This window comes from Mesorhizobium sp. B2-4-19 (assembly GCF_006441315.1).
In the GTDB taxonomy this organism is placed as follows: Bacteria; Pseudomonadota; Alphaproteobacteria; order Rhizobiales; family Rhizobiaceae; genus Mesorhizobium.
On record NZ_VFUV01000016.1, the window covers coordinates 18,619 to 34,782 of the forward strand.

A 16,164-nucleotide genomic window follows, 5' to 3' on the forward strand; every position below is an offset into this window, starting at 1 on the left:
ATCAGGCTCCCACGGTTCCGTAGACGAGCTTGTCCTGGCGGGCGCGCAGCTCGGCGATCTTGGAGCCCGGAGCCGGGGCGGCATTGGCATAGGTGATGAGCTCGCCCTTCTTGATCGGCGCGGTCACCGAGCCGCCCTGCAGCAGGCCGCAGGGAATGGCCTTGGCCGCATGCGCTTCCGGCGCCGTCATGATCCAGGCGCGGTAGCAATATTCGCCGATCGCATCGAGCTTTTCGCCGGGCTGCATGTCCTTCTTGGCCACGGCGGCGACTTCGGCCACGGGCTTGGCCAGCGGCACCATGTCGGCCTTGCCGTAGAGCACGACGCGGGCGCAGGTCAGCGGCACTTCGAGCGAGGTCAGGTGATAGGGGCGGTGGAAGGTGAAATACGGACCCTTGCCCATCTTCAGGTCTTCCATGCGCTCCGAAACGCGCGGATGCGACATGTCGGCGACGACGAAGACGCCGGGCGCCACGCCCTTGCCGATCGAGTAGTCGACGACGCCGACCCTGGACAGCACGCCGCCATCCTTTTCAGGCACCAGTACTTTCGAGAGCTCGCCGAGAGTCGCCGCCGGGCCGTGCATGCCGGCCTTGTCGGGCACCAGCCCGGTGGCATTGGCGATCGCCGCCATCTCGACCATGGTTTTCGAGCCGTCGACGAATTCGACCAGCATGCGCACATTCATATGCCTGCGCCTGGCCTCTTCCTCATAGGCAGGTGGTGTCGCGTCGATGTTGAGCGGATTGTTCTTGCCCTTGCCGGCCGCGACGATGGGATGGCCCATGGCCGAGACGAATTCGATCAGCTCCATGCAGGAGGACGGCTCGTCGCCGGCGCCGAGCGAATAGGTGACGCCGAGCCGGTCGGCCTCGCTCTTCAGATAGGCGCCGATGGTGACGTCGGCCTCGACATTCATCATCACCAGATGCTTGCCATGCTCCATGGCGCGCAGGCCGATCTCGGCGCCGACGGCGGGAACGCCGGTCGCGTCGATCACCACGTCGATCAGATCATTGTTGATGACCAGGCTGGCGTCATTGGTGACCGCCACCTTGCCGGCCTCCATGGCAGCCGTCATCGCCGAGGCGTTCGACACTTCGCGTGCATGGCCGGTTTCCTGGAAGGCGATGTCCACCGCCTTGCTGGCGGCGGGCAGGTTCAGTTCCGAGATCGCGCCGATCTCGATGCCGGACATATGGGCGACGCGGGTGACGATGTCGGTTCCCATCTCGCCGGAGCCGATCAGGCCGATGCGGATGGGCTTGCCCGATTTGCCGCGCTCATCGAGATCGCGGGCAAGGCCCGTCAACGAAATATTGGAAGCCATACCGCTCATTCCTCCCACATTGCAGGCCTGCTCATTCGCTTGACGGGTATTGAACATCTGTATTTCTGTCAAGACTAATGTCCAAATCCAAATGCTTTTTGACGTCGCTGCGCAGACTGCGAACAACTGTAAAGCCTGCAGCCGCGACGGCGGCACAGGACTTCTCCACCGGCCATGGCGACTGTGTCGTCAGGACCGCTATCCAGGGATGGACGGCGTTACGGAGCCCGGTCAGCAGCGCCGACGGGAAAATCGTGGAAGTGGACGATCACCCCCTCCGCATCAATGAAGATCACGGCATAGGCGGGCGGCTCGTGCCCCAGGCTCCAGCTCTGCGAAAAATCGAGCGCGGTCTGGTGGTTGGTGCTGCGCAGCGTGCTGACCGGTATGCCGCGCCAGCTGCCGGCGATCTGCCTATGGACATGGCCAGCGAAAATATGGCGGACATTGCCGTGGCGCGACAGCACGTCATGGAAGGGATCGGCGTCGGTAAGCCTGACCTCATCGAGCACCGGCATGTGTATCCGGAACGGCGGGTGATGCATGAACAGGAAGACCGGCCGGTTGCCCGCCTCTTGCAGCCGTTCGTCGAGCCAGTCGACGCGCGCCGGGCAGAGCCTGCCCTCGACATGGCCGCTGTCCAGCGTGTCGAGCAGGATCAGCCGGCCCTCTGTGCCATCGAACACGCTCTGCACGAACCCCTGCTCGGCGGCGGCATCGGGGAACATTTCGAGGAAGAGCGCCCGGTCGTCATGGTTGCCGAGCATGAGCCGGCAGGGCGGCGAAAATTGCGCCAGCCCGTCCCGCAACGCCGCATAGGCCGCACGCTCGCCGTCATTGGTCAGGTCGCCCGAGATCACCACCAGTTCGGCATCGCCATGGTTCTTGCCGATGTCGGCCAGGCAGGCCTTCAGCCTTGCGAGCGGATCGGAGCCGTAGAGCAAGCCACCCGGCGTCATCAGATGCGGGTCGGAGAGCTGGATGATTTTCATGGACCTGACTGTACCCTTCCCGCCGGTGCCGCATGGCGCCAGCCAGAAACGCAACGCCTCGATTGCCCCTCTACTGTGCCGTCCAGCCGCCGTCCATCGGCAAGGTCGTGCCGGTGATCTGCCTGGCGGCATCCGAGCACAGGAACAGTGTCAGCGCTGCAAGCTCCTCGACAGTGACGAATTCCTTCGTCGGCTGTGCGGCGAGCAGCACGTCATGCTTGACCTGTTCCTCGGTCATGCCGCGCGCCTTCATCGTGTCGGGGATCTGCTTTTCGACCAGCGGCGTCCAGACATAGCCGGGTGCGATGGCGTTGACGGTGATGCCGTCCTGCGCGACTTCCAGCGCCACCGTCTTGGTCAGCCCCGCAATGCCATGCTTGGCCGACACATAGGCCGACTTGAACGGCGAGGCGACCAGCGCGTGCGCCGAAGCCGTGTTGATGATGCGGCCCCATTTGCGCGCCTTCATGCCCGGCACCGCAGCCTTGATGGCATAGAAGGCCGCCAGAAGATTGATGCGGATGATGGCTTCCCATTTGTCGTCGGGAAACTCCTCGATCGGCGCGACATGCTGGATGCCGGCATTGTTGACCAGGATGTCCAGGCTGCCGAACGCCGACTCGGCATCATGCACCATGGCGCTTACCGCCGTCCCATCCATCATGTTGGCGTCGGAGTAGCGGCACTTGACGCCGAAATCCCTCTCGATGCCCGAGCGCTCCTGCTCAATGGCCGCGGGGTCGCCAAGACCATTGATGGTGACGTTGGCGCCCTCGGCGGCGAAGGCGCGGGCAATGGCCAGGCCGATACCGCTGGTCGAGCCGGTGACGAGGGCATTCTTCGAAGACAGGGAACCCATGGTGATCTCGCGAGAGGTGGGAGGGGAATGACAGCATATAATTGTGCGTCGCAACATGACAATGACAGAGCCATGTGTCGGCGCGATTACAGCCAGACGACAGCGTCGGCACGGCCTCGCCACGCTGCGAAACCATGGTCGTTTGGCTGACACGGCACTGTCATGGTGCCGTGCAACATAATCGGTTGCGCATTCGCGCGGTCATTCCTGAACGAAATTCATCCGACAGAACCTGGGAGTGCAGCTTGGAAATCGCCGATGTCGTGAAGCGCGCCTATGCGATGCCGTTGACCAACCCGTCCTTCCCGCCCGGTCCCTACCGGTTCTTCGATCGCGAATACATCATCATCACCTATCGCACGACACGCGAGGCGCTTGAGGCCGTCGTGCCGGCGCCGCTGGAGATCGACGAGCCGCTGGTCAAGTATGAATTCATCCGCATGCCCGACTCCACCGGCTTCGGCGACTACACCGAAACCGGCCAGGTCATTCCGGTGAAGTACAAGGGTCAGCATGGCGGCTACGTCCACTCGATGTATCTCGATGACGACGCGCCGATCGCCGGCGGTCGCGAGCTGTGGGGGTTTCCGAAGAAACTGGCCAATCCCAAGATCGTCCATGAAGGCGAGGTGATCGTCGGCACGCTGCATTATGGCAGCGTTCTGTGCGCCACCGGCACGATGGGCTACAAACACCGGGAAGCCGATCATGATTCCGTGCTCGCCGCGCTCGCCGCGCCCAATTTCCTGATCAAGATCATCCCGCATGTCGACGGCACGCCGCGTATCTGCGAGCTGGTGCGCTATTACCTCACCGACATCACGCTGAAGGAGGCCTGGACGGCGCCGGCGGCGCTTGATCTCAGGCCCCACGTCATGGCCGACGTGGCGAAGCTGCCGGTGCTCGACATCGTCTCCGCAGTCCACTTCAAGGCCGATTTGACGCTTGGGTTGGGCGAGGTTGTCCACGACTATCTTGCCGATCACAGCCGGCTCGCAACCAGCACAACCCAGCCGGAGAAAATTCGTGCTTGAACGCCACCGAAACAAGGAAGCCGCCGCCACGATCACGGAGATCTCGGCGCAATATGACCGCATCGCTTTGGTGTTCCAAGGCGGCGGCGCGCTCGGCGCCTACCAGGCCGGCGTCTATCAGGCGCTGGCCGATGCCGGCTGCGAGCCGAGCTGGCTGTCGGGCGTGTCGATCGGCGCCATCAACGCCTCGATCATCGCCGGCAACGAGTCCAGCCGCCGCCTGCAGCGGCTCGAACAGTTCTGGCAGGCCGTCTCGGGCCGCAAGATCTGGGCCTATACGCCGGAAGGCGACATCTACCGCGACATCCGCAACCGTACCTCGTCGTGGATGACCATGACCATGGGCCAGCCCGGCTTCTTCAAGCCGCGCAATCCCAACCCCTGGTTCGAGCATCCCGGCGCCGAGGGCGCCACCAGCTTCTACGACACCGCCGAGCTGAAGGACACGTTGGAGAGCCTGATCGATTTCGACATCCTCAACGACGGCAAGAAACGGCTGAGCGTCGGCGCGGTCAATGTGCGGACCGGCAACTTCGTCTATTTCGATACCGACAAGGTCCGCATCGGGCCCGAGCACATCATGGCCAGCGGCGCGCTGCCGCCGGCCTTTCCGTCGGTCCGCATCGAAGGCGAGTACTATTGGGACGGCGGCATCGTCTCCAACACGCCGCTGCAATATCTGCTCGACCAGGAAGAGGACCGTTCGTCGCTGGTGTTCCAGGTCGACCTGTTCAGCGCGCGCGGCGTGCTGCCGCGCAGCATGCCGGACGTGCTGTCGCGCCACAAGGACATCATGTATTCCAGCCGCACGCGCCAGAACACCGACAATTTCAAGCGCATCCATGGCCTGAAGATGCACCTGCTCGAGGCGCTGAAGCGCGTGCCCAAGGAGCAGCTGACGCCGGCGGAAGAAGCGCTGATCGCGGACTATTCGGATGCCGGCCTGGTCAACATCGTGCACCTGATCTACCAGCACAAGGGCTATGAAGGTCACGCCAAGGACTACGAGTTCTCCGGCACCTCGATGCGCGAGCATTGGGACACCGGCCTGGAAGACACGCAGCGCACCTTGCGCCATCGCAAATGGCTGACACTGCCGACCAATGCCGACGGCGTCACCATCCACGATCTGCACCGCGAAGACCCGACCTGACATTTGCGTCCAGGACAAGCGGAGCAATCTTACAAAGCGGACTTCGCCCACGAACGGGACCCTTCGCCGGCTGGTCAACCGACGCCGCGCATCGTGCCTATCAGGAGCGCTGCCCAGACATGCGGGACAAGGATGCGATCCGCCCGGCCGTCACCATGAGTTCCGCGGCAGGTCGGCGAAACTACGGTGCAAACGCGTAGGCACGCCTTCACGCCGTCGAGCAAGCTCGGCCGGACTGTGAAGTTCTTCTTCACAGCCTATCAACATTGTCGCGGATATTAGCTCGCTCAAAGCAGGCGTACATCTGAGCAGGCAAATGCGCCAGCGCGTTTCACCGTTTCATGGAAACGGCGAACCGCTCTAACTCTTTGTTTTGACGCAATTCCAGACGGAAAACCGCTCACACTTTCCTGGAATTGCCCTGGGCTTAATGGAGTGCCGCTGATGACCGTCGAAGCTGTTTCCCCTGCTATCGTTTCATCGCGTGACGCCTGGCGCGGCCTGCTCTGGTTTGCGCCGCTGACGTTGCTTTGGCTCCTGGTGATCTACAGATGGCCGGCGATCCCGGCCACCGGCGTTCCGACCACGGCCCACCAGCTCGCAGCCCACGGGCTCATCGCGCTGGGATTGTGGCTCGGCCTCGAACGCACGAGCCTGACGCCAGCTCAACGCCGCACGACCTGGCTGGCGATCATGATCCCGGACACGCTGTGGCTCGCCTTCGCCTGGAGCGCCGCGATCAACGGCGTCTTTCACGCGGACACCGCGTCTTTTCCGCTATTGCCATCGGCGATCTTCCTACCGGTGATCATCGGGGCGCCGCTCCTGCTGCTCTCGAAGCGGATCGGGCTGGTGCTCGATGCGATGCCAGCGAGCTGGCTCGTGATGCTTCAACTCTACCGCGTATTCGGCACCTGGGCTATCGCGGCCTGGCTGCGCGGTACGCTGCCCGGCGCGTTCGCAGCGCCGGCAGGCATCGGCGACATGCTGACCGGATTGTTGGCGTTGCCGGCTGCGATCTCAGTGGCGACCGGCACAGACAAAGGCCGGAGGGCGGCAACTCTCTGGAACATCCTCGGGCTTGCCGACTTCGCTGTCGCGATCACCATGGGCATGATAACCTCGCCCGGCCCGTGGCAGTTGATTGTCGCGGATGTGGAGAGCATCGGCGCAGGCGATTATCCGGGTGTGCTGACCCCTGCTTTCGTGGTGCCAAGCTCGATCCTGCTGCACATGTTGTCGCTTCGCCAGCTGCGCCGCCGTGACAGGGCGGACGTTGCGCGGCGGTGAGCCTCGGCTGGAGCCGGCCAACCACTCCCTCGAAAGCTGAACCCTTCGAGCGGCGCGCCCGCCTGGGAAGGCGCACGCTCTGACCCTTCATTGGTCTTCGCAGGATAGGTCGACAAAGAGAAACGGCGCCGCAGGTGGCGCCGTTCTCTTGAAGGTCTGACGCTCAAAACACCTGGCGGAAGACGATGAACAGCACGAAGGCAAGCGCGATCGAGCACGGCAGGGTCAACACCCAGGCCAGCAGCAGGTTGCGCACCGTCGACCATTGCAGGCCTGAGCCATTGGCGGCCATCGTTCCGGCGACGCCCGACGACAGCACATGGGTGGTCGAAACCGGCAGGCCGAGCCGGTCGGCCATGCCGATGGTCACCATGGCGACGAGTTCGGCCGCCGCGCCCTGGCCATAGGTCAGGTGGCTCTTGCCGATCTTCTCGCCGACGGTGACGACGATGCGTTTCCAGCCGACCATGGTGCCGAGACCCAGCGCCAGCGCCACCGCGACCTTCACCCAGAGCGGGATGAACTTCGTCGCATTGTCGACGGCCTTGTGGTAGTCGGTCACCGCCTTGAGATCGGCGCCCTGCATCGGCAACAGCTGCTTCTTGTCGATCAGCTTGAGCGCCTCGCCGATCAGATAGATGTCGTTGCGGGCGTTGCTGACCAGATCGGTCGGCACGTTGTCGACCGACGCATAGGGCTGCAGTCCAGCCGTCGTGTTGTGGATGTAGGTCTGCAAGGCGACCGTTGTCTTGTCGCTCCAGCTGCGGGTGCGCACGGCATCCTGGACGGCTGCCTTGGCATCCTTGGCATCCGTGACGGTGACGCCGGGCTTCGCATATTTGCCCAGCGCCGTTTCGACATTGGCTGAAGCCGACTTGTAGGCTTCGAGATAGTTGATGTCGGGCGTGCGGTTCAGCGCATAGGCCGTCGGCACCACGCCGATCAGGATCAGCATGATCAGGCCCATGCCCTTCTGCCCGTCATTGGAGCCATGCGCGAAGCTGACGCCGGTGCAGGTGAAGATCAGCAGGCCGCGGATCCACCAAGGCGGCGGGGCATTGCCTTTCGGGGCCTCGTAGAGGGCCGGATTGCGAACCAGAATCTTCATCGCATAGAGCAGGATTGCTGCGGCGAAGAAGCCGATGATCGGCGACACCAGCAAGGTCACGCCGACATTGGTCGCCTGTGACCAGTCGACGCCGCTGGTGGCGCTGCCGGACGGCGCCATGAACTGGTTGGCGAGGCCGACGCCGATGATCGAGCCGACCATCGTGTGCGAGCTCGAGGCCGGCAGGCCGAGGAACCAGGTGCCGAGGTTCCACAGGATCGCCGCGACGAGCAGCGCGAACACCATGGCAAAGCCGGAGGAGGAGCCGACCTGCAGGATCAGCTCGACCGGCAGCAGCGACAGGATGCCGAAGGCCACCGCGCCGCTGGAGGTGAGAACGCCGAGGAAGTTGAAGACGCCCGACCACATGACGGCGAATTCGGCCGGCAGGGAGCGCGTGTAGATGACGGTCGCCACCGCATTGGCGGTATCGTGGAAGCCGTTGACGAATTCGAAGCCGAGCGCGATCAGCAAGGCGATGCCGAGCAGGATCCACGGCACGGTCTTGGCCACCGCCAGGTCCTGGCTCAGCGCGTAGCCGACATAGACCACGCCGACCAGAACCAGCACGCCAAAGGCCGGCAGAAACCACTTCGCGCCGCCCGAACTGTCCAGCGGGTGATCCGGTCTCGGAATGCCCGCCTCACTAGAAACTATGTCCACCATGTCCCACTCCTATTGCACTGCAGCAAAGAACTGGGAAAGACGCTATGTCCGCACGATGAACCCTGTATGACGCCGAAACAGGGGCTTCGGCCTTGGGAGCTCCTATGCCGGAGCGGAACGCGTCTTCAGGATCGCCGAGAACAGCGGATCGAAGGCGCGGCTGATCGGCGCCGCGGCCGCACCGAGCGCGATCGACCAGGGGTCGGTGGTGCCGAGTTGCAGGCGAGGCAACATTCTTGCGGACCGGTCGGCGATCGACGGCAGCAGCGGGTGCATTGCCTCGACAAGCCGGCGCGCCAGCGCTTCCGGCGCGCCGCTGGTCAGGATCACGGTCTGCGGATCGAAGATCGTCTCGATGAGATGCACGCTCCAGCGCAGATCATGCGCTGCGCCGTCGATCCAGGCCATCATCTTGGCATCCTCGGCCAGCACCAGGGCGTTCATCTGTTCGTAGATATCACTGTCCGCCGGATTGAGGCCGAGATGCTGGTAGAGCGAGGCCAGCGAGGCGCGGTGCTCGAGCGGCGTCGAGCCCGGTCCGGCCGGCGCCAACAGCGCCATGCCGATTTCGCCGGCATTGCCATGGCCGCCGCTGTAGAGTTCGCCATTGAGGATCAGCCCGGCGCCGATGCCGTAGCCGACATAGAGACAGACCGCGTGGTCGACGCCATGCGCCGCGCCGACGATACGTTCCGCCGTGGCGCAGGCGGCGGCATCGTTCTGCAGGCCGACATTCAGCCCCGTGCCTTTGGCCAGCGCCTCCAGCAGCGGAAACTTCTGCCAGGCCGGCATCATCCATTTGTCGTCCGAATCCTTCAGTCCGAAAGGACCGGGCATGGCAACGCCGAGACCGACCAGCCGTTTTTCCGACTGGACCGAAATGCCGGCCAGGTCACGGCGCACACCGGCAATCAGCTTTAGGATGATCTCGACGCCCTTCGACGGCTCATCGAAAGGCAGGTTCGCCTCGGCGCGCGCCAGCACGCTGCCCATCAGGTCGACGGCCACGGCGCGCGTCAGATGGCGGTCTATATGCAAGCCGATGGCGAAGGCGCCTTCAGGCACCAGCCTGTAGGGGGTCGACGGCTGCCCCCTGCCCTTGCGCACCGCGTCGAGCGCGACGACCAGGCCGTCACTTTCGAGATCTTCGATGATGTTGGAGACCGCCTGCTTGGTGAGCTGCGTCGCCCGCGACAGGTCGGCCCGCGACAGGGCGCCATTGAGACGCAGCGCCTCGATCATGACCCGGCGGTTGTGTGCGCTGGTGCCTTCCTGGTTGGTGCCGCTTTTGGCGCGGATCGGGCTGATGTCATCCACCGGCTTTTCCCCTCTTGACTCCATTAGAATATTGATCGACTAATTAAGTCAAGCGAGTTGACTTAATGCAAACTGAATGTCCCAGAACAAGATGGCCAAGGGCTTCCGCCTGTCGCCACCGGTCAGCCGGGTAAGCATGAGGTCACGCGACATGGATCCGGGAAGGCGAAGCGAAACGCCCGCATCGCCGGCCCGTCAACGCCGGAAATGGGAGAAGAAGATGCTTAAGACAATCACCAAGACACTGGTCGGCGCGGTCTTCGCCGGAGGACTGCTCGTCCCTCACGCTTTCGCCGATACGACGCTCAATGCGCTGTTCATGGCGCAGGCCGCCTACAGCGAGGCCGATGTGCGCGCCATGACGGACGCCTTCACCAAGGCCAATCCGGACGTCAAGGTCAATCTCGAATTCGTTCCCTACGAAGGCCTGCACGACAAGACCGTGCTGGCCCAGGGTTCGGGCGGCGGCTACGACGTCGTGCTGTTCGACGTCATCTGGCCGGCCGAATACGCCACCAACAAGGTGCTGGTCGACGTCTCGTCGAAGATCACCGACGACATGAAGAAGGGCGTGCTGCCCGGCGCCTGGACCACGGTCCAGTACGACGGCAAATATTATGGCATGCCGTGGATTCTCGACACCAAATACTTGTTCTACAACAAGGACATCCTGGAAAAGGCCGGCATCAAGACGCCGCCGAAGACGTGGGAAGAGCTTGGCGCGCAGGCCAAGATCATCCAGGACAAGGGCCTGCTGAAGACGCCGATCGCCTGGAGCTGGTCGCAGGCCGAGGCCGCAATCTGCGACTACACCACGCTGGTCAGCGCCTATGGCGGCGACTTCCTCAAGGACGGCAAGCCGGACTTCCAGAATGGCGGCGGCCTCTCGGCGCTGAAATACATGGTCGACAGCTACAAGTCCGGCCTCACCAATCCGAATTCCAAGGAATTCCTGGAAGAGGACGTGCGCAAGGTCTTCGAAAACGGCGACGCCGCCTTCGCGCTCAACTGGACCTACATGTACAACATGGCCAACGATCCGAAGGACTCGAAGGTCGCGGGCAAAGTCGGCGTGGTGCCGGCGCCGGGTGTCACCGGCATCAGCGAGGTGTCGGCCGTCAACGGGTCGATGGGCCTCGGCGTCACCGCGGTCTCGAAGCATCCGGACGAAGCCTGGAAATACATCGAATACATGACCTCGCAGGCGACGCAGAACCAGTACGCCAAGCTGTCGCTGCCGATCTGGGCCTCGTCCTATGACGATCCGGCGGTCACCAAGGGTCAGGAAGAACTGATCGCCGCCGCCAAGCTCGGCCTCGCCGCCATGTATCCGCGTCCGACCACGCCGAAATACCAGGAACTGTCGACCGCGCTGCAGCAGGCCATCCAGGAATCGCTGCTCGGCCAATCCTCGCCGGAAGACGCCTTGAAGACCGCCGCGCAAAACAGCGGCCTCTGAGGCGTTGTTCTCCAGTTGCGGGCGGCACTACAGCGCCGCCCGCAACTGGACGCGCAAAGGACGCTGTAGCGCTTCTGATCTTGCGCATGATCCTTTCCGGAAATCGGTTCCGACTTCCGGGGTCATGCGCGAGTGCCGCCCGTGCTATGTCTGAAATCACCATGAATGAAGAGAGGCTGCTCTGATGTCGAGCACCTGGATGACGACCCGTGCCTGGTTGCTGATGCTGCCGCTGCTCGTGGTCATGGTCGCCGTCATCGGCTGGCCGCTGGTCGATACGGTCGGTCTCTCCTTCACCGACGCCAAGCTGGTCGGCACCGGCGGCAACTACGTCGGCTTCGACAATTACGCCAACATGCTGTCGAGCTCGAATTTCTCGCGCACGCTGGTCACCACGACGCTGTTCGCCGTCATTTCGGTTGCCGCCGAAATGGTGATTGGCGTTCTCGCCGCCTTGCTCCTCAATCAGCAGTTCCACGGCCGCGCCATCCTGCGCGCCTTGATGATCCTGCCCTGGGCATTGCCGACGGTGGTCAACGCCACGCTGTGGCGGCTGATCTACAATCCCGAATATGGCGCGCTGAACGCCGCGCTGACGCAACTCAATCTCATTGACGCTTACCGCTCCTGGCTGGGTGAGCCGGCAACGGCGCTTACGGCCCTGATCGTCGCCGACTGCTGGAAGAACTTTCCGCTGGTGGCGCTGATCGCGCTCGCCGCTTTGCAGGCGGTGCCGCGCGACATCACCGCCGCCTCGCTTGTCGATGGGGCGGGACCGTTCAACCGCTTCCGCTTCGTCATCCTGCCCTATCTCGCCGGCCCGCTGATGGTGGCGCTGGTGCTGCGCACCATCGAGGCCTTCAAGGTCTTCGACATCATCTGGGTGATGACCCGCGGCGGCCCGGCAAACAGCACGCGCACGCTGTCGATCCTCGTCTACCAGGAGGCCTTCTCCTTCCAGCGCGCCGGCTCCGGCGCGTCGCTGGCGCTGATCGTCACCCTGCTCGTCACCGTGCTCGCCGTCGCCTATGCCGCGCTGGTCAGGAAGACCGCTGGGAGTGCCGTCTGATGGAACGCAGAAGCCCCGCCTTCACCCTCTTCATCTATGCCTGCGCGCTGCTGCTCGCCGCCATCATCCTGGCGCCGATCGCCTGGCTGTTCATCATGAGCATTTCGCCGGCCGCCGATCTCGCCGCCAAGCCGCTGCGCTGGTGGCCGCAGGCTGCCGACTTCTCGCGCTACCAGACATTGCTGTCGACCGCCGAAAACAGCGCCGGTGCCGCCTTCACCTCGTCGCTGCGCAACAGCCTGGAGATCGCCGGCATGGCGACGCTGGCCGCACTCGCCCTGGCCATCCCCGCCGGCTGGGCGGTGTCGCGCACGCCGGCGATCGGCTGGTCGCTGTCGATGGTCATCGCCACCTACATGCTGCCGCCGGTGGCGCTCGCCGTGCCGCTCTATATGGGCCTGTCGCATCTCGGCCTGCTCAACAATGTCTTCGGCCTGGCGCTGGTCTATTTGGCCATATTGGCGCCCTTCACCACCTGGCTGATGAAATCCGGCTTTGACTCGATCCCGCGCGAGATCGAGGCGGCGGCGATGATCGACGGCGCCGGCCTGTTCCAGACGCTACGCATCATCACGCTGCCGCTGGCGGCACCAGTAATGGCGACATCGGCGCTGTTTGCCGTGCTGCTTGCCTGGGACGAATTCTTCTATGCGCTGCTGTTCACCTCCGACCAGCGCGCCAAGACCTTGACCGTCGCCATCGCCGATTTGGCCGGCGGCCGTGTTTCCGACTACGGGCTGATCGCCACCGCCGGCGTGCTGGCCGCTTTGCCGCCGGTGCTGATCGGCCTCGTCATGCAGCGGGCGTTGATCTCGGGCCTGACCAGCGGCGGTGTGAAAGGATGACGATGACTGCAACAGGAATTCGGCCGGCCGGACTGGTCGCCATCGACCGCGAAATGGCGCGCCAGCATGCGGATGCGCGTGCTTCGTTCGAACACAACACCGCCATGGCGGCTCAGGTCGCCGCCTCGATCAGGAAGACCGGCCGGCTGCTGCTGCTCGGCATGGGCGGCTCGCATGCCGTCGGGCGCGCCGTCGAACCGCTTTATCGCGCGCTCGGCATCGATGCGCTGGCACTGCCGCTCTCGGAACAGCTCGGCCAGCCGGTGCCGCTGGACGACAGGACGGTGCTCGTCACCTCGCAGTCCGGCGAGAGCGCGGAGGTCGTCAGGTGGTTTGCGGAAGCCGGAAGCACTACTGATATTTTCGGTCTGACGCTCGAGGGCGGCTCCTTTCTCGCTCGCACCGCGCCTTGCCTGGTCGGCGCCGGCGGCACCGAACTGGCCTTCGCCGCCACTCGTAGCCTGACCGTGACCTTCGCCTTGCATCTGGCCCTCCTGGCCGCGTTGGGCGAGGACCCAAATGCCGCTCTAGGCGCGCTGGATCAGAAGCAGGACAATGACATCACGCAAGCGCTCGCAGCGCTGGAGGAGGTGACGACCATCGTCACCTCCGGCCGTCGCCTGCAGGGCGTGGCCGAGGCGCTGGCGCTCGGCCTCACCGAACTGTCGCGGCTGCCCTGCTTCTCGCTCGAAGGCGGCCAGTTGCGGCACGGACCGATGGAGATGCTCGGCCCAAAAATCGGCGTCATCCTGTTTCGCGGCAACGATCAGACGGCGGAACTGGTGACCGCGATGGCCCTTTCCGTGGCCGAGGCCGGCGCGCCGCTGATCATCTTCGATGCCTCCGGGCAATCGCCGGTCGCGGGCGCCGTCACGCTCTCGTTCAAGCCGGCTTCGGGTCTCACCGCGATCTTCGCCATGCTGCCGGTGGCGCAGCGCCTGATGATCGCCTTCGCCGACAGTCGCGTCGACAATGCCGGCACGCCCGTGCGCTCGACCAAGATCACCAGGAGCGAGTGATGCGTCCGCTCGCGGTGATCGGCAATGTCAATGTCGACCTGATTGTCGGCCCGGTCGCGCCATGGCCGAAGCCAGGCACGGAAACCGTCGTCGATCACGACGATCTGCGCGTTGGTGGACAGGCCGGCAACACCGGGCTCGCCTGGCAGGCGTTGGGCATTGATTTCGAGATAGCCGCCAATGTCGGCGACGACCAGTTCGGCCGCTGGCTGCGTGAGGCGTTCGGCGCCCGCGCCGACAAATGGCCGGTGCGCCCGGAGAGCACGACGCTTTCGGTCGGCATGACCCATCCCGACGGCGAAAGGACGTTTTTCACCACGCGCGGCCACCTGCCCCGCTTCAGCCTTGCCGACGTATTTTCGGTGCTCGACGGCAAGCGCCTCGCCGGCGGCTATGCGTTGCTGTGCGGCTCCTTCCTCACCGATGATCTGGCCCGCGACTACGAAGCGTTCTTCGACTGGGCGAGCGGGCACGACATAGCTGTGGCGCTGGACACCGGCTGGCCGATGGAGGGCTGGACCCCGGCGAACTGCAAGACGGCGCGCACCTGGCTCGCGCGTTGCGACCTTGCCTTGTTCAACGAGGTGGAGACCGTGACCCTTGCCGGCCTGCCCGATCCGGTCGAGGCCGCGCGGCAAATCCAGTGCAGCATGAAGAAGGGCGCGACCGCCGTCGTCAAGCGCGGCCCCGAAGGGGCGGTAGCCATCGGGCCGGGCGGAGTGCTGGTCACGGCGACAGCGCCCGACGTCAAGGTCATCGACACGATCGGCGCCGGCGATGTCTTCAATGCGGCCTTCCTGGCCGCACTGGCGCAGAACCAGACGCTGACCGCCTCGCTTGCAGCCGCGACGCAGGTGGCGTCGCGCGCCATATCAACCTTGCCCCGTAACTACGGCGAACCGATGCATCCAAGGGAAGCCACGCATGAGCGCGCTTGAAATCCGCAACGTCCGCAAGAATTACGGCAGCGTCGAAACGCTCAAAGGCATCGACATCGCGCTGCAGAGCGGCGAATTCCTGGTGCTGCTCGGCTCGTCGGGTTGCGGAAAGTCGACGCTTCTCAACATCATCGCCGGCCTCGCCGAAGCGACGAGCGGCGACGTGCTGATCGGCGGCCGCTCGATCCTGGGCGTTCACCCCAAGAACCGCGACATCGCCATGGTCTTCCAGTCCTACGCGCTGTATCCGAACCTGACCGTGCGCCGTAATATCGGCTTCGGGCTGGAAATGCGCGGCGTCGCCGCCGACGAGCGCGAAAAGGCGGTGGCCGAGGCGGCAAGACTGCTGCAGATCGAAGCCCTGCTCGACCGCAAGCCGAGCCAGCTCTCCGGCGGCCAGCGCCAGCGCGTCGCCATCGGCAGGGCGCTGGTGCGCAAGCCGCAGGTCTTCCTCTTCGACGAGCCTTTGTCCAATCTCGACGCCAAGCTGCGCCTGGAGATGCGCACCGAGCTGAAGCGCCTGCACCAGATGCTGCAGACCACCGTCGTCTACGTCACCCACGACCAGATCGAGGCAATGACGCTGGCGAGCCGCATCGCGGTGATGCGCGACGGCAGGATCGAGCAACTCGGCACGCCCGAGGAGATCTACAACGCGCCGGCAACGCTCTATGTCGCCGGCTTTGTCGGCGCGCCGTCGATGAATATGCTGCAGGCGACGGTCCAAGGGACGATGCTGGCCATCGATGGCGCCAAGGCGAGCCTGCCCTTGCCCGCCCGTTTCCGCGACATGGTGTTGGACGGAGCGCGGGTTGTGGTCGGCATCAGGCCCGAAGCATTGCGGGTCGCCGCGGATGCGACCGCGCCGTCACTGCCGGTGGAAATAGAAGTCGTCGAGTTGACCGGTCCCGAACTGGTCACCACCGCACGGATCGGCACACAGCAGCTGACGGCTTGCCTGCCGCCGGCGTCCCGCGTCGCGAAAGGTCAGGCGGCAAGCTTCGTCTTCAGCGAGGACGCGCTGCGGCTCTTCGACCCTGACACCGGCAAGGCTTTTTGAGTCTGCCCCGGAAAACCGATGCCTG

At 64.3% G+C, this 16,164-nt stretch carries 14 protein-coding genes; 9 read left to right on the top strand and 5 right to left on the bottom strand.

Features of this window, described 5'->3' with window-relative positions:
* Nucleotide 1: 1 nt before the first annotated feature.
* The 3 genes from FJ546_RS23315 to FJ546_RS23325 form a co-directional block, all read right to left on the bottom strand.
* Nucleotides 2–1,330 (bottom strand): NAD(P)H-dependent oxidoreductase, encoded by a 1,329-nt coding sequence (locus FJ546_RS23315; RefSeq protein ID WP_140891483.1) that lies wholly within the window; start codon nucleotides 1,328–1,330, stop codon nucleotides 2–4.
* 218 nt (nucleotides 1,331–1,548) lie between these two features.
* Nucleotides 1,549–2,322, bottom strand: a complete 774-nt coding sequence (locus FJ546_RS23320) for a phosphodiesterase (RefSeq protein WP_140891484.1) — start codon at nucleotides 2,320–2,322, stop codon at nucleotides 1,549–1,551.
* A 70-nt stretch (nucleotides 2,323–2,392) separates the two neighbouring features.
* Nucleotides 2,393–3,181, bottom strand: coding sequence for a 3-hydroxybutyrate dehydrogenase (locus FJ546_RS23325; RefSeq protein ID WP_140891485.1), 789 nt, complete (start codon nucleotides 3,179–3,181; stop codon nucleotides 2,393–2,395).
* A 245-nt stretch (nucleotides 3,182–3,426) separates the two neighbouring features.
* Between FJ546_RS23325 and FJ546_RS23330 the strand changes: the two genes are divergently transcribed.
* The 3 genes from FJ546_RS23330 to FJ546_RS23340 all read left to right on the top strand — a co-directional run bounded on the left by FJ546_RS23330 (nucleotide 3,427) and on the right by FJ546_RS23340 (nucleotide 6,658).
* Nucleotides 3,427–4,215, top strand: coding sequence for an acetoacetate decarboxylase (locus FJ546_RS23330; protein ID WP_140891486.1), 789 nt, complete (start codon nucleotides 3,427–3,429; stop codon nucleotides 4,213–4,215).
* Nucleotides 4,208–5,368, top strand: a complete 1,161-nt coding sequence (locus tag FJ546_RS23335; protein ID WP_140891487.1) for a patatin-like phospholipase family protein — start codon at nucleotides 4,208–4,210, stop codon at nucleotides 5,366–5,368. The genes FJ546_RS23330 and FJ546_RS23335 overlap by 8 nt, the downstream gene beginning before the upstream one ends.
* A gap of 444 nt (nucleotides 5,369–5,812) precedes the next feature.
* Nucleotides 5,813–6,658 carry an MFS transporter gene (locus tag FJ546_RS23340; RefSeq protein WP_140891488.1) on the top strand — a complete coding sequence of 282 codons (846 nt, stop codon included), beginning with the start codon at nucleotides 5,813–5,815 and terminating at the stop codon, nucleotides 6,656–6,658.
* A gap of 163 nt (nucleotides 6,659–6,821) precedes the next feature.
* Here FJ546_RS23340 and FJ546_RS23345 read toward each other — a convergent pair whose 3' ends face one another.
* A complete protein-coding gene (locus FJ546_RS23345; protein ID WP_140891489.1) occupies nucleotides 6,822–8,432 on the bottom strand; it encodes an inorganic phosphate transporter in 1,611 nt (536 codons plus the stop codon).
* 102 nt (nucleotides 8,433–8,534) lie between these two features.
* Complete coding sequence (locus FJ546_RS23350; RefSeq protein ID WP_140891490.1) at nucleotides 8,535–9,749, bottom strand: ROK family transcriptional regulator; 1,215 nt, start codon at nucleotides 9,747–9,749, stop codon at nucleotides 8,535–8,537.
* A 220-nt stretch (nucleotides 9,750–9,969) separates the two neighbouring features.
* On the opposite strand from FJ546_RS23350, the gene FJ546_RS23355 reads away from it, so the two are divergent.
* The 6 genes from FJ546_RS23355 to ugpC all read left to right on the top strand — a co-directional run bounded on the left by FJ546_RS23355 (nucleotide 9,970) and on the right by ugpC (nucleotide 16,139).
* Complete coding sequence (locus FJ546_RS23355; protein ID WP_095788047.1) at nucleotides 9,970–11,208, top strand: extracellular solute-binding protein; 1,239 nt, start codon at nucleotides 9,970–9,972, stop codon at nucleotides 11,206–11,208.
* Nucleotides 11,209–11,392: 184 nt separating this feature from the next.
* Nucleotides 11,393–12,277, top strand: coding sequence for a sugar ABC transporter permease (locus FJ546_RS23360; protein WP_140891491.1), 885 nt, complete (start codon nucleotides 11,393–11,395; stop codon nucleotides 12,275–12,277).
* Nucleotides 12,277–13,122: a carbohydrate ABC transporter permease gene (locus FJ546_RS23365; RefSeq protein WP_140891492.1), complete on the top strand. Its 846-nt coding sequence runs from the start codon at nucleotides 12,277–12,279 to the stop codon at nucleotides 13,120–13,122. The genes FJ546_RS23360 and FJ546_RS23365 overlap by 1 nt, the downstream gene beginning before the upstream one ends.
* Entirely contained in the window at nucleotides 13,119–14,141 is a 1,023-nt protein-coding gene (locus tag FJ546_RS23370) for an SIS domain-containing protein (protein WP_140891493.1), read from the top strand. The genes FJ546_RS23365 and FJ546_RS23370 overlap by 4 nt, the downstream gene beginning before the upstream one ends.
* A complete protein-coding gene (locus FJ546_RS23375) occupies nucleotides 14,141–15,079 on the top strand; it encodes a PfkB family carbohydrate kinase (RefSeq protein ID WP_140891494.1) in 939 nt (312 codons plus the stop codon). The genes FJ546_RS23370 and FJ546_RS23375 overlap by 1 nt, the downstream gene beginning before the upstream one ends.
* Nucleotides 15,066–16,139: a sn-glycerol-3-phosphate ABC transporter ATP-binding protein UgpC gene (ugpC, locus tag FJ546_RS23380; protein ID WP_140891495.1), complete on the top strand. Its 1,074-nt coding sequence runs from the start codon at nucleotides 15,066–15,068 to the stop codon at nucleotides 16,137–16,139. The genes FJ546_RS23375 and ugpC overlap by 14 nt, the downstream gene beginning before the upstream one ends.
* Nucleotides 16,140–16,164: the final 25 nt, after the last annotated feature.